The 13,337-nt window shown below is 74.9% G+C and carries 11 protein-coding genes and 1 riboswitch; of the genes, 6 read left to right on the top strand and 5 right to left on the bottom strand.

Annotated elements, in window-relative coordinates:
- Window positions 1-45 precede the first annotated feature (45 nt).
- Window positions 46-282, bottom strand: coding sequence for a ferredoxin (locus ACFWWQ_RS04410; RefSeq protein WP_384589886.1), 237 nt, complete (start codon window positions 280-282; stop codon window positions 46-48).
- Window positions 282-1,733: an aldehyde dehydrogenase gene (locus ACFWWQ_RS04405; RefSeq protein WP_384589883.1), complete on the bottom strand. Its 1,452-nt coding sequence runs from the start codon at window positions 1,731-1,733 to the stop codon at window positions 282-284. Before ACFWWQ_RS04405 ends, ACFWWQ_RS04410 begins: the two co-directional genes overlap by 1 nt.
- A 396-nt stretch (window positions 1,734-2,129) precedes the next feature.
- Window positions 2,130-2,270, top strand: a riboswitch (cobalamin riboswitch).
- Window positions 2,271-2,438: 168 nt separating this feature from the next.
- Between ACFWWQ_RS04405 and ACFWWQ_RS04400 the strand changes: the two genes are divergently transcribed.
- From ACFWWQ_RS04400 to ACFWWQ_RS04380, 5 genes are read left to right on the top strand one after another with little or no spacing between them, the layout of a single operon-like run.
- The gene (locus tag ACFWWQ_RS04400; protein ID WP_384589880.1) at window positions 2,439-3,710 is read left to right on the top strand and encodes a prenyltransferase/squalene oxidase repeat-containing protein; all 1,272 of its coding nucleotides are present in this window, start codon (window positions 2,439-2,441) and stop codon (window positions 3,708-3,710) included.
- Complete coding sequence (locus tag ACFWWQ_RS04395; RefSeq protein WP_384589878.1) at window positions 3,710-4,360, top strand: SCO2322 family protein; 651 nt, start codon at window positions 3,710-3,712, stop codon at window positions 4,358-4,360. Before ACFWWQ_RS04400 ends, ACFWWQ_RS04395 begins: the two co-directional genes overlap by 1 nt.
- Window positions 4,357-5,781: an energy-coupling factor transporter transmembrane protein EcfT gene (locus ACFWWQ_RS04390; protein ID WP_384589875.1), complete on the top strand. Its 1,425-nt coding sequence runs from the start codon at window positions 4,357-4,359 to the stop codon at window positions 5,779-5,781. Before ACFWWQ_RS04395 ends, ACFWWQ_RS04390 begins: the two co-directional genes overlap by 4 nt.
- Window positions 5,778-7,541: an ABC transporter ATP-binding protein gene (locus ACFWWQ_RS04385; protein WP_384589872.1), complete on the top strand. Its 1,764-nt coding sequence runs from the start codon at window positions 5,778-5,780 to the stop codon at window positions 7,539-7,541. Before ACFWWQ_RS04390 ends, ACFWWQ_RS04385 begins: the two co-directional genes overlap by 4 nt.
- A complete protein-coding gene (locus ACFWWQ_RS04380) occupies window positions 7,538-8,485 on the top strand; it encodes an ECF transporter S component (protein ID WP_384589869.1) in 948 nt (315 codons plus the stop codon). The genes ACFWWQ_RS04385 and ACFWWQ_RS04380 overlap by 4 nt, the downstream gene beginning before the upstream one ends.
- On the opposite strand, the gene ACFWWQ_RS04375 is transcribed toward ACFWWQ_RS04380, so the two are convergent.
- The 3 genes from ACFWWQ_RS04375 to ACFWWQ_RS04365 all read right to left on the bottom strand — a co-directional run bounded on the left by ACFWWQ_RS04375 (window position 8,440) and on the right by ACFWWQ_RS04365 (window position 11,368).
- On the bottom strand, window positions 8,440-9,459 hold the full coding sequence (locus ACFWWQ_RS04375) for a HEAT repeat domain-containing protein (RefSeq protein ID WP_384589867.1): 1,020 nt from the start codon (window positions 9,457-9,459) through the stop codon (window positions 8,440-8,442). The two genes, ACFWWQ_RS04380 and ACFWWQ_RS04375, sit on opposite strands and share 46 nt — an antisense overlap.
- A gap of 4 nt (window positions 9,460-9,463) precedes the next feature.
- On the bottom strand, window positions 9,464-10,132 hold the full coding sequence (locus ACFWWQ_RS04370) for a HEAT repeat domain-containing protein (RefSeq protein ID WP_384589864.1): 669 nt from the start codon (window positions 10,130-10,132) through the stop codon (window positions 9,464-9,466).
- A 66-nt stretch (window positions 10,133-10,198) separates the two neighbouring features.
- A complete protein-coding gene (locus ACFWWQ_RS04365; protein WP_143941842.1) occupies window positions 10,199-11,368 on the bottom strand; it encodes a steroid 3-ketoacyl-CoA thiolase in 1,170 nt (389 codons plus the stop codon).
- Window positions 11,369-11,751: 383 nt separating this feature from the next.
- Between ACFWWQ_RS04365 and ACFWWQ_RS04360 the strand changes: the two genes are divergently transcribed.
- Window positions 11,752-12,984 carry a cytochrome P450 gene (locus ACFWWQ_RS04360; protein WP_384589860.1) on the top strand — a complete coding sequence of 411 codons (1,233 nt, stop codon included), beginning with the start codon at window positions 11,752-11,754 and terminating at the stop codon, window positions 12,982-12,984.
- The last annotated feature ends 353 nt before the right edge of the window (window positions 12,985-13,337 follow it).

The raw sequence follows: 13,337 nt of genomic DNA, 5'->3' as shown, positions 1-13,337 counted from the left end.
GGTTGGCTTCGGCGAGGTGGGGTTAACACAGCCCCCGGCACCCCCTCACCCCTCCCCTGGCGGAAACACCACCTCCCCACTCCCCGTGAGCGCAAGAACTATCGCCTCCACCGGACACCCCTCAGCTGCCGCGAGAACAGGTTCCACCGCGCCCGTTTCCGGGTTCACCGGATGGGACTGCCGGGCGCCGTCGAGGCGGAAGTGGTCCGGGGCGGTGGCGGCGCACATGCCGGAGCCGATGCAGACGCCGCGGTCCACCGTCACGTGCCAGCGGTCGCCCATCACGCACCCGCCGGGAGGTGGATCATCTTGTGCTCCAGGTATTCGCCGAACCCTTCGGGGCCGAACTCGCGGCCGATGCCGGAGTTCTTGTAGCCGCCGAACGGTCCGAGCATGTCGATGCTGAAGGTGTTCACGGAGTAGGTGCCGGTGCGGACGCGGCGGGCGAGGTCGATGCCGCGATCGGTGTCGGCGGTCCACACCGAGCCGGACAGGCCGTACTCCGAGTCGTTGGCGATGCGTACCGCCTCCGCCTCGTCCTCGTACGGGAGCAGGCAGATCACCGGGCCGAAGATTTCCTCGCGGGCGATGCGCATGGCGGGGGTGACGTCGCCGAAGAGGGTGGGTTCGACGTACCAGCCGGTGGGCCGGTCGGCCGGGACGCCGCCGCCGGCGAGGAGCTCGGCGCCCTCCCGGTGTCCGAGGGCGATGTAGTCGAGGGAGCGTTGTTGCTGGCGGCGGGTGACGAGGGGGCCCAGTTCGGTGGCGGGGTCGAGGGGGTCGCCGACGGTCAGGGCGCCCGCGGCGGCGGCGAACCGTTCGGCGATCTCGTCGTAGCGGGAGCGCGGGGCGAGGATGCGGGTCTGGGCGACGCACGCCTGGCCGTTGAGCATCCAGGCGAACGGGGTGATCCCGGCGACCGCCGCGTCCAGGTCGGCGTCGGGCAGGATCACCGCGGCGGATTTGCCGCCCAGCTCCAGGGTGACGCGGCTGAGGTTGCGGGCGGCGACCTCCATGACGCGTTTCCCGGCGGCGACGGAGCCGGTGAACGACACCTTGTCGACGCCGGGATGCCCGACGAGGTATTCGCTGACCTCGCGGTCGGCGGGGAGGATCGACAGGACGCCCGGCGGCAGGCCCGCCTCCGTCGCGATGTCGGCGAGGAGGTACGCGTCGAGCGGCGTCTCGGGCGAGACCTTGAGGACGACGGAGCATCCGGCGAGGAGGGCGGGGGCCAGTTTGGCGGCGGCGGTGAACTGCGGGACGTTCCAGGGGACGACCGCGGCGACGACTCCGGCGGGCTCGCGGCGGATGAGCAGCGGGCCGAGGAGACCGTCGCGGCGTTCCTCGAACGGGAAGTCGCGGGCCACGGTCAGCGCGGCGTCCCACACCAGCATCGCGGCGAGCGACTGGACCATCACGCCGGAGGTGTAGGGGGTGCCGTTCTCGGCGCTGATGACCTTGGCGATCTCCTCGCTGCGGACGGCGAAGGCGTCCTTGATACGGGTGACCACCGCGATCCGCTCGTCCAGTGGGGCGTCGGCCCAGACGCCGGAGTCGAAGGAGGTGCGGGCTGCGGTGACGGCGCGGTCGACGTCGGCGCGGGTGGCGTGCGGGACGCGGCCGATGAGCTGTTCGGTGTGCGGGGAGATCACGTCGAGGGTGTCGGGTCCGGCGGGGTCGACGAATTCACCGCCTATGTAGAGCTTGCCGTGTTCGACGAGGTCGCTCATGGCTGCCGCCTCCCGCGGTCGGCCGCCCCGCCCGGCGTCCGGGGCGGGGTGGGAACTTCCGTCAACTGCCTGCGCGTCGAGCGTGTCCGGCGCCGTCCCGGGCGATCCGCCGGGGCGGCGGACCGGCACTCAAGCAATTCTGACGGCGCGTCAGTTATGGGTCGTTGAACTGATACCACCTCCCGGAGCAGGAGTCCACAGGGTCTCCGGGAACCGGCGGCGGGGCCCGCGCCGCCGCGGCGGTGTGAGGCGTACGCCACGGGGCGGCCGACGGGTCTCGGCGTGACCGCCGCGCCCCGGTGGCGGCCGTACGGCGGTGACCGTCGGGCCCCGTCGGCCGTCGTACCGCGGTGGTCGCCGTCCCGGCGCCGGGTGGGCGTAGCGGGGCGACCGCTAAAATGTGCGGACAACTCCATCTGTGCCCGATCGGGGGAAGCCGGTGAAATTCCGGCGCTGACCCGCAACCGTCAGGGCGGACGTGCGCCGTGGGCGCGGTCCGCACGAGCCGGAACACCCGATGGGGCGCGACAGGCTCCCGCCACCGGCGGGCCGCGTGCAGCGGCCGGACCGGTGGCGGCACCGTCGAGGTATACGGAGCTGAGCCCGGTGCCACCGCGTACGGCCCCGGCCGTCGTGCGGGTGGAGGGCCGAGCGCGGCCGTCCGCCCCGCGACGCCCCGAGCGACCTGACTGAGAGGCACCGACGATGGCCCCCCTGGCCCCTTCCCGCGCCGCCCTGGTGCGCCGCGCCGCCGTGGTGTGCGCCGCGGCGCTCGTGCCGTTCGCGGCGACCGCGCCCGCCGCGTTCGCCGCTCCGACGCCGTCCCCCAAGAAGCTGCCCGCGGGCCTGTACGGCTCCGGCGACCCGCAGTACGACGGCGTGTGGCGGCAGTCGCTGGCGCTGCTCGCCCAGCACACCGTGCAGGTCAAGCCCGCCGCCGCGGCCGTGGACTGGCTGACCGGCCAGCAGTGCGCCGACGGCGCGTTCACCGCGTACCGCGCCGACACCGCGAAGGCATGCGGCGCGTCGACGATGCGGGACACCAACCAGACGGGCGCGGCGGTGCAGGCGCTGGCGGCGCTCGGCGGGCACGGCCGGGCGGTGGACAAGGCGGTGCACTGGCTGACGTCGGTGCAGAACGACGACGGCGGCTGGCCGTCGATGCCGGGGTCGCCCAGCGACGCCAACTCCACCGCGGTGGTCATCGGTGCGCTGGCCGCGGCGGGCGAGGACCCGGCGACGGTGGAGTCGCCGAAGGGGCACACGCCGTACGAGGGGCTGCTGACGTTCCGGCTCGGGTGCGCGGTGAAGCCCGCCGAGCGGGGTGCGTTCACCTTCCAGCTCAAGGGCGCGGCGGCGAACGCGGACGCCTCGGCCGCCGCGGCGACCGGCGCGCTCGGCAAGGGCTTCGTCGTCCCGGCGGCGGGCAAGGACGCCGACGCCCCGGTGGCCGCGCCCGACTGCGGCGACGGGAAGAAGGAGCCGACCGGGGCGGATGCGGCCGCGCTGCGGTCCGCCGCGTCGGGCGCGAGCGCGTACCTGGTGAAGGAGATGGACGCGCACGGGCAGCATCTGATGTCGGCGATGCCGGGCGCGAAGCCGCAGCCGGACGTCGGGAACACCGCGGACGCGGTGGTGGCGCTGGCCGCCGGCGGGCACGGCGCGGCGGCGGCCAAGCCGCTGGCGTGGCTGGAGAAGAACGGCCCGGCGTGGGCGAAGCAGGCCGGTCCGGCGGCGTACGCGCAGCTGGTGCTGGCGGCGCACGCCACGGGCACCGACCCGCGGGACTTCGGCGGTACGGATCTGGTGGCCGCGCTGAACGCGACGGGCCCGAAGCCGTCCGACGCCGCAAAGAAGGCGGTGCCGAAGGAGAAGGGCACCGGCTCGATCAGCGCCTGGTGGCTGGTGCCGGTGGGGCTCGCCGCGGGTGCCGGTATCGGGTTCCTGCTGAGCGGCCGCCGGAAGCGCGGGCAGTGATGCGGCGGTCGCGGTGGGCCGGTGCGCTGGCGCTGGCCGGAGCGGTGACGGCGCTGGGCGCGGGCCCGGCGCAGGCGCAGGAGTACCGGTACTGGTCGTTCTGGGATGGCGCGGGCGGCACGTGGGCGTACGCGACGCAGGGCCCGGCGACGCTGCGGCCCGCGGACGGTGCGGTGGCCGGTTTCCGGTTCACGGTCAGCGCGGAGTCGTCGGCGGTGGACCGGCCGCGGGCGGCAGCCGATTTCGGGAAGCTGTGCTCCGGTACGCCGCAGAAGTCCGGGACGAAGCGGGTCGGCGTCGTCGTCGACTTCGGGTCGGCGGCGGACGCACCGGGCGGTGAGCGGCCACCGCGGGAGCGGACGGCGTGTGCGCGGGTGCCCGAGGACGCGTCGGCCGGTGAGGCGCTGGCCGCGGTGGCGAAGCCGCTGCGGTACGACGCGCAGGGGCTGTTGTGCGGGGTCGCCGGGTATCCGGAGGCGGGGTGCGCGGAGCAGGTGAGCGGTTCGGGTAGGTCCGAGCCGAAGGCTTCGGGGAAGCCGTCGGCCGGGGCGGACGGCGGCGGGCCGTCGGCGGGGCTGCTCGGTGGCGGCGCGGCGGTCGTGGTGCTGGGAGCGGCGGCGGTGTGGCAGGCCCGTCGCCGTCGCGGATGAGGGCGTCGCAGGCCACCCGGAGCACGGCGCTGCACGCGGGCGCCTGGTGGCTGTGGGCGCTGGGGCTGGCCGCGGCGGCGTCGCGGACGACCAATCCGTTGCTGCTGGGGCTGCTGATCGCGGTGGCCGGTTATGTCGTGGCGGCGCGGCGCACGGATGCGCCGTGGGCCCGTTCGTACGGCGCGTTCGTGAAGCTGGGGCTGCTGGTGCTGGGCATCCGGCTGGTGTTCGCGTTCGTGCTGGGGTCGCCGGTGCCGGGGACGCACACCCTGGTGACGCTGCCGGAACTGCCGCTGCCCGCGTGGGCGCAGGGCGTCCGGGTGGGTGGCCGGGTCACCGCGGAGGGCATGGTCTTCGCGCTCTACGACGGGCTGAAGCTCGCCACCCTGCTGATCTGTGTGGGCGCCGCGAACGCGCTGGCCAGCCCGGCGCGGCTGCTGAAGTCGCTGCCGGGGGCGCTGTACGAGGCGGGCGTGGCGGTGGTCGTGGCGATGACGTTCGCGCCGCATCTGGTCGCCGATGTGCGGCGGCTGCGGGCGGCGCGGCGGCTGCGGGGGCGCCCGGACCGCGGGTTCGCGGCGCTGCTCCAGGTGGGGCTGCCGGTGCTGGAGGGCGCGTTGGAGCGTTCGGTGGCGCTGGCCGGGGCGATGGACGCGCGGGGGTACGGGCGCCGGGCCGAGGTACCGCGCACCGTGCGGCGGACCACGGCGGCGCTGACGCTCGGCGGGCTGCTGGGCGTGTGCGCCGGGACGTACGGCCTGCTGGCGCAGGCGGGCGCGGGTCTCGGGCTGCCGCTGCTGATCGCGGGCCTGGCGGCGGCGCTGGCCGGGCTGTGGCTCGGTGGCCGCCGTGCGGTGCGGACCCGGTACCGGCCCGAGCGGTGGGGCCTGCGGGCCTGGCTGGTGGCGGGTTCGGGCGTGGCGGTGGCGGCGTTGTTGATCGTGGCGGGCGGCTACGCCCCCGAGGCGCTGCACCCGTCGGCGGTGCCGCTGACCGCGCCGCGGCTGCCGTTGTGGCCCGCACTGTCCGTCCTCGTCGGGCTGGTCCCGGCGTGGGCGGCGCCGCGTCCGGCGGATGCGGCCGGGCGGGGCGCGGGCGGTGACGGTCCCGGGGCGGGGCCGGACGGTGGGGGGCGGGAACGGGCCGCGGGCCGGGAGGACCGGGAGCATCCCGTCCGCGGGGAGCGGACCGTCGGCACGGGGCCGGGCATCGGCCGGGACCGGATCACCGGCCGGTCGTCCGCCTACCGAGCACGCCCCGTCCGCGGGGAGCGGACCCTCGGCACGGGGCCGGGCATCGGCCGGGACCGGCTCGTCGGCCGGGTGCCCGCCGACCGGGAGCGCCCCGGCCGCAACGCGCAGCCCGCTGCCCACGCCCAGCCCCCTTCCCCCACACGCCCCACGAAGGAGCGCACCCAGTGATCCGGTTCGAGCAGGTCTCGGTCACCTACGGCGACGCGTCGGCGCCCGCCGTGCAGGGGGTCGACCTGACCGTCGCCGAGGGGGAGCTGTGTCTTCTCGTCGGCCCCTCCGGTGTCGGTAAGTCGACACTGCTGAACGCGGTGTGCGGGCTGGTGCCGCACTTCACCGGCGGCACGCTCCGCGGCCGCGTCACCGTCGCCGGGCGGGACACCCGTACCCACGCCCCGCGCGAACTCGCCGACGTCGTCGGCACGGTCGGCCAGGACCCGCTGGACCGGTTCGTCACCGACACCGTCGAGGACGAGCTGGCGTACGGCATGGAGTCGCTGGGCCTGGCGCCGGAGGTGATGCGGCGCCGGGTCGAGGAGACGCTGGACCTGCTGGGGCTGGCCGGGCTGCGGGACCGCGCGCTGACCACGCTCTCCGGCGGGCAGCAGCAGCGGGTGGCGATCGGGTCGGTGCTGACCGCCCACCCCCGGGTGCTGGTCCTGGACGAGCCGACATCCGCACTGGACCCGGCGGCCGCCGAGGAGGTCCTGGCCGTACTCCAGCGCCTCGTGCACGACCTGGGGACGACGGTGCTGTTGGCCGAGCACCGCCTGGAGCGGGTGGTGCAGTACGCGGACCAGGTCATCCTGCTGCCGGGGCCGGGCGCCGCGCCGCGGCAGGGCCCGCCCGCCGCGATGATGGCGCACTCCCCCGTGCGGCCGCCGGTCGTCGACCTCGGGGCGCTGGCCGGCTGGTCGCCGCTGCCGCTGTCGGTACGCGACGCCCGCCGCCGCGCCCCCGAACTGCGGGCCCGGCTGGCGGGGACGGAACCGCGCCACCCGGACGCCCCGGACGCCGCTGCCCCGGAGCCGTCGCCCGACGGCGCCCCGCCCGCGCCCGCCGCCCCGGGCCGTACCCGCCGGCGGAAGCTGCCCGGTCTGCCGGGGCTGCGGCGGGGCGGGCGCCGGGGCGCGGCCGACGGGAGCGCGCCGGACGGTGCCACGCCCGGGGCGCCGCTCGCCGAGGTGCGGCGGCTGGCCGTCCGCCGGGGCCGGACCGAGGCGCTGTGCGCGGTCGACCTGACCGTCGGCGCCGGGGAGACGGTGGCGCTGATGGGCCGCAACGGCGCCGGGAAGTCGACGCTGCTCGGCGCCCTGGTGGGGCTGCACGAACCGGCCTCGGGCACCGTCACCGTCGGCGGCGCCGTCCCGCACCGCACCGCGCCCGGCACGCTGGTCCGGCACGTGGGGCTGGTGCCGCAGGAGCCGCAGGATCTGCTGTACGCGGACACCGTCGCCGCCGAGTGCGCCGCCGCCGACCGGGACGCGGACGCCGCGGCGGGCACCTGCCGGAAACTGGTCGCACGGCTGCTGCCGGGGGTGTCGGACGCGACGCATCCGCGGGATCTGTCCGAGGGCCAGCGGCTGGCGCTGGCACTGGCCGTGGTGCTGACCGCGCGGCCGCCGCTGCTGCTCCTCGACGAGCCGACCCGCGGCCTGGACTACGCGGCCAAGGCGCGCCTGGTGGAGGTGTTGCGGGAGCTGGCGGCGCACGGGCACGGCATCGTCCTCGCCACCCACGACGTGGAACTCGCCGCCGAGCTGGCGCGGCGGGTCGTCATCCTGGCCGGCGGGGAGATCGTCGCCGACGGGCCGACCGAGGAGGTCGTGGTGTCGTCGCCCGCGTTCGCCCCGCAGGTCGCGAAGATCCTCGCGCCGCTGCCGTGGCTGACGGTGCCGCAGGTGACCCGCGCTCTGGGGACCGCGCCGTGACGGCCGTACCGGAGCCCACGACGGGCACGGGACGGCAGGCGCGCGCGGTACGGCTCGGCCCCCGCTCCGTCGTCGCGCTGGCACTCGTCTCGGCGACGGGCGTGATGGCGTTCGGCTGGCCGCTGCTGGCCTCCTCCGCCTCCGGGCTCGCGCACTCCGCGGACGCGCCGTGGCTGTTCGCCGCGCTGCTGCCGATGCTGCTGGCCGTGGTGGTGGCGACGATCGGGGACTCCGGTCTGGACGCCAAGGCCATCGCGATGCTCGGCGTCCTGGCCGCGGCGGGCGCCGCGCTCCGCCCGCTCGGCGCGGGCACCGCGGGCATCGAGCCGATGTTCTTCCTGATGGTGCTGGCCGGGCGGGTGCTGGGCCCCGGTTTCGGGTTCGTCCTCGGCTCGGTGGCGATGTTCGCGTCGGCGCTGCTGACCGGCGGCGTCGGGCCGTGGATGCCCTTCCAGATGCTGTCGATGGGCTGGGTGTCGATGGGCGCGGGCCTGCTGCCCGGCCCGGACCGGCTCCGCGGCCGCCGCGAGCTGGCGCTGCTCGCCGGGTACGGGGCGGTGGCCGCGGTCGCCTACGGCCTGGTCATGAACCTCCAGGGCTGGCCGTACATCGCCGGGCTGGCCTCAGGCGTCTCCTTCGTCCCCGGCGACCCCCTCGCCGACAACCTGGCGCGGTACCTGGCGTACTGCCTGGCGACATCGCTGGGCTGGGACCTGCCGCGCGCGGCGGTCACGGTGATCCTCACCCTGACTGTCGGCGGCCCCCTGCTGAAGGCGTTGCGGCGGGCGACCCTGAGGGCGGCGTTCGATGCGCCGGTGGAGTTCGCGACGCCGCCCGAGGGGGCGGAGCCATCGGCGGAGGGGGAGCCCCCGAGCCGTAACAGGCAGGAACCCTGCCCTCACCCGCCCCCGTCAGGCGGCCCCTCCCGCAACGTGAGGACATAACCCGCCGTCACCGCCACACCACGGTCCTCATCGCGTGACAACTCCCCAAGGGCGCATGCCGCCGTATCCCCCGGAACACCGGCCAACGCCTGGGCCAGCCGCCGCCGTACCGGCGCGCCCGTGACGCCGGGAGCGAGGCGGGCGACGAGGCCGGTGGCGATCTGCTCCGCCACCGCCGGGTCGCCCGCCAAGGTGCTCAACGCATCGGCCGCGTCGACGTCGTTGGCCTCCTCGGCGACCATGTCGACGAGAGTGGGGATCGCGTCGGTCAGCCCCCGGGCGCCGAGCGCCAGGGCCGCGGCCCGGCGGACCGCGGTGTCGGGATGGGCGAGGGCGTCGCGCAGCGGTGCGGTCGTCGCGTCGCCCGGGAGTGCGGCGAGAGCCTGCACGGCGCGCTGCCGCGTCGCGGCCGCCGGGGCGTCGAGGGCCTTCACCAGCAGCGGCGGTGCGGCGTCGCCGGAGCGCGCCAGAGCCCAGCGGAGGGCCCCGGCGACGTTCGGGTCCGACTCGCTCAGCACCGCATCGACCAGGGCTTCCACCGGTGTGGGCCCCTCCGCCGCAGCGGACAGGGCGGCGCGCTGCCGCCGCCCGGCGCTCTCCGACCCCAGCGCCTGGAGGAGGGCGACGGTCTGGAGGACGTCCGCCCAGTCGGCGGGTTCCGCGGCGCCGATCCGGCGGAGCCGGGTGAGCAGCGCCGTCTCCGTGGCGATGCGTTCCCGGGTCTGCCGGATGAGGTCGTCGACGAGCCCCGCGGGCGCGAAGCCGGGGCCGTCCAGCGCGCGCCCGACCTCCCGCAGCGACAGCCCCAGCGACCGCAGGCTCTCGACGTGGAAGAGGCGCCGCAGGTCCTCGCCGGAGTACTCCCGGTATCCGGACCCGCTGCGGCCCGTCGGTCGTACCAGGCCGAGCGCGTCGTAATGCCGGAGCATCCGGGCGCTGACCCCGGAGCGCCGCGCCACCTCGCCGATCAGCACCCTGTCACTCCTCCCGGCCGTCCGTGCCGAGAGCCACGATGCGCTTCGCCTCCTCGACCGCGCAATCGAAACCGGCGTCCGGGTCGCGCCGCAGCTGCTCCGTGGCGAGCGCATGCCGCCGTACGTGGGGTTCGCGGTCGGTCGTCGCGGTGTGCAGGACCGGCGTGCTCGCCGCGCCGAGCGCGATCAACGCCCGGCTGAGGCTGCGCTGCGTCTCCCGCCCGCCGCGCCCGAGCTGCATCGCCAGCGCTCCGGCCAGTGCCTTTTCCTCACCGTCCGGTACGAGGACGACCGCCGCGCGCCAGGCGCTGCGCGCCACCTCGTCGTCGGCGTCGGTCAGCAGGGACCGGGTGAGCGCCGGCCACGCCCGCCGGTCCCCGATCTTGGACAGCGTGTGCAGCGCCTGGCTGCGGGCCTGCGCGCACTCCGAGCGGAGTTCACCGAGGAGCCCGGGGAGCGTCGCCGACGACGGGTGCCGGGTGAGCGCCCACGTCAGCATCTCCCGTACGGAGAACTCCGGCTCGACCGCGCACCGTTCGATGAGCGGTGCGACGCACGGCGGCGCCGGGTCCGTACCGACCGCGAGCGCCGCGCGCAGCCGTACCGACGCGTCGCCGTGCGCCAGCGCCCGGAGCGCACGCGCCGTGGGTGTGTCCTCGTCCGACAGGGTCATCGCGACCACCTCCGGGGCCCAGGCAAGACCTTCACACGGTGTGAAGGTCAAGCGGGCCCCGCCCCCTCACAACCGCTGAATGATCGTCCCCGTCGCCAGCGCCCCGCCCGCGCACATCGTGATCAGCGCGAACTCCTTGTCCCGGCGCTCCAGTTCGTGCAGGGCCGTGGTGATCAGGCGGGCGCCGGTGGCGCCGACGGGGTGGCCCAGCGCGATGGCGCCGCCGTTGACGTTGACCTTCTCCAGGTCCTGGTCGAAGACCTGCGCCCAGGACAGGACGACGGAGGCGAACGCCTCGTTGATCTCGACGAGATCGATGTCCTTGAGGGTCATTCCGGCCTTGCCGAGGACGGCGCGGGTCGCGTCGACGGGTCCGTCGAGGTGGAAGTGCGGATCGGAGCCGACCAGCGCCTGCGCCACGATGCGGGCGCGGGGCTTGAGTTTGAGGGCGCGGGCCATGCGCTTGGAGGCCCACAGGACGGCGGCGGCGCCGTCGGAGATCTGGGAGGAGTTCCCGGCGGTGTGGACGGCCTGCGGCATGACGGGCTTGAGGCCGCCGAGCGCCGCCATGGTGGTGTCGCGCAGCCCCTCGTCGCGGTCGACCAGGCGCCACATGCCCTGTCCGGCGGCCTGTTCCTCCTCGGTGGTGGGGACCTGTACGGCGAAGGTCTCCCGCTTGAAGCGTTCCTCGGCCCAGGCGGCCTGGGCGCGCTGCTGGGAGAGGAGGCCGAGCGCGTCGACGCGTTCGCGGGTCAGGCCGCGGCGGCGGGCGATGCGTTCGGCGGCCTCGAACTGGTTGGGCAGGTCGACGTGCCACTCGTCGGGCCAGGGCTTGCCGGGGCCGTGCTTGGAGCCGCTGCCGAGCGGCACCCGGGACATCGCTTCGACGCCGCAGCCGATGCCGATGTCGATGACGCCGGACGCGATCATGTTGGCGACCATGTGGTTGGCCTGCTGCGAGGAGCCGCACTGGCAGTCGACGGTGGTGGCGGCGGTCTCGTACGGCAGGCCCATGGTGAGCCAGGCGTTGCGGGCCGGGTTCATCGACTGTTCGCCGGCGTGGGTGACGGTGCCCCCGACGATCTGCTCGACGCAGTCGGGCTGGATGCCCGTACGGCCGAGGAGTTCGCGGTACGTCTCGCCCAGGAGGTAGGCGGGGTGGAGGTTGGCGAGCGCGCCCTGGCGCTTGCCGATGGGGGTGCGTACGGCTTCGACGATGACGGGTTCCGCGGCCATGACTGACTCGTCCTCTCCTCGCGTCCGCGGGGCGTCCCGGCACCCACGGAAGAAGAACCAGTGCCCCGACAGGCACCCTTCACCCCGCAAACGTCGCCTGCCGGGGTACTAGTACGCGTTCTAGTTCTGCGGTCAGTCTCATGAGCCGTACCCCGGGGGCGCAAGGGGCATGCAGCCGCCGGGTCCGCGTCGCGCGCCCCGGAATTGGCCGCCGGGGCACCCTTGCCGACGGGGGGATGAGCCGCACCCCTTGCCACTTCTAGAACTCGTTACTACCTTCGCCGCGACATCTGATGACTTGTCAGAACCAGTGGTGGCGCCGGCGTCACCCGGCCCGTCACGGCCGGCCGCCGGGCCGCGCCGGACCGGATCAGGAGCCGCCGATGCCATGCCCCGCGCTGCCCGAGGGTTTCGACTTCACCGACCCCGACGTCTACCAGTCCCGCGTCCCGCTCCCCGAATTCGCCCGGCTGCGGCGCACCGCGCCGGTGTGGTGGTGCGCCCAGCCGCACAACATCGCCGGATTCGGCGACGACGGCTACTGGGTGGTGACCCGCCACGAGGACGTCAAGGAGGTGTCCACCAAACCGGACATCTTCTCCGCGCACCGCAACACGTCGATCATCCGCTTCCACGAGTCCATGACCCGCGACCAGATCGACGTCCAGAAGCTGATCATGCTGAACATGGACCCGCCCGAGCACACCCGGGTCCGGCAGATCGTGCAGCGCGGCTTCACCCCGCGCGCGGTGCGGGCGCTGGAGGACGCGCTGCGGGAGCGCGCCGGGAAGATCGTCGAGGGCGCGCGCCGCTCCGGCACCGGCGACTTCGTCACCGACATCGCCTGCGAACTGCCGCTCCAGGCCATCGCGGAGCTGATCGGCATCCCCCAGGCGGACCGGGCCCGCATCTTCGACTGGTCGAACAAGATGATCGCCTACGACGACCCGGAACTCGCCATCACCGAGGAGGTCGGCACCACCGCCGCGATGGAGCTGATCTCGTACGCGATGAACCTCGCCGCCGACCGCAAGGCGTGCCCGGCCAAGGACATCGTCAGCAAGCTGGTCGCCGCGGAGGGCGACGGCAACCTCGGCTCCGACGAGTTCGGGTTCTTCGTGCTGCTGCTGGCGGTCGCGGGAAACGAGACGACCCGCAACGCCATCACCCACGGCATGCACGCCTTCCTCACCCACCCCGAGCAGTGGGAGCGGTACAAGCGGGAGCGGCCCGCCACCGCCGCCGAGGAGATCGTGCGCTGGGCCACGCCGGTGGTCTCCTTCCAGCGCACCGCCGCACAGGACACCACCCTGGGCGGCGCGCACATCCGTGAGGGCCAGCGGGTCGGCATCTTCTACGCCTCCGCCAACAACGACCCGGACGTCTTCGACCGCCCCGAGGTCTTCGACATCACCCGCGACCCCAATCCGCACCTCGGATTCGGCGGCGGCGGACCGCACTTCTGCCTCGGCAAGTCCCTCGCCGTCCTGGAGATCAACCTGATCTTCCAGGCCATCGCCGACGCCCTGCCGGACATCGCCCTCACCGGCACGCCCCGGCGGCTGCGCTCGTCGTGGCTCAACGGGGTGAAGGAGATGCGGGTGCGGTACGCGTAGCCGAAGCGGCGCCGACGCAGTGCCGACGCAGTGCCGACACGTTCACCGTGCGGGACGGGCCCGTCGCCTACGGGGCGGCGGGCCTGCGCGCGCACCCGGGGCGGCGGGCCTTCGTGTGCCGTCGGAGCGCCGGGGGCTGGACGCCACCGGCCCGCGCAGTCGGCCGAAAACCATCGCACGCGTGTCCTTGCCAGCAGACAGCGGCGGAATTACATTCAACTCGCCGGTAACACCCGTGGTAACACCGGTAGTTCAGCGCCACGGGCAGTTCAGCACCACGGGCAGTTCAGCACCACCGGCAGCGCGCCGTCCGTAGGCCCTGTCGTCACGCTCCCCGTACCGCCGCACGGCCA

It is taken from the genome of Streptomyces sp. NPDC059080 (genome assembly GCF_042739975.1).
Classification (GTDB): Bacteria; Actinomycetota; Actinomycetes; order Streptomycetales; family Streptomycetaceae; genus Streptomyces; species Streptomyces benahoarensis.
This window is presented reverse-complemented; position numbering and strand designations above follow the sequence as displayed.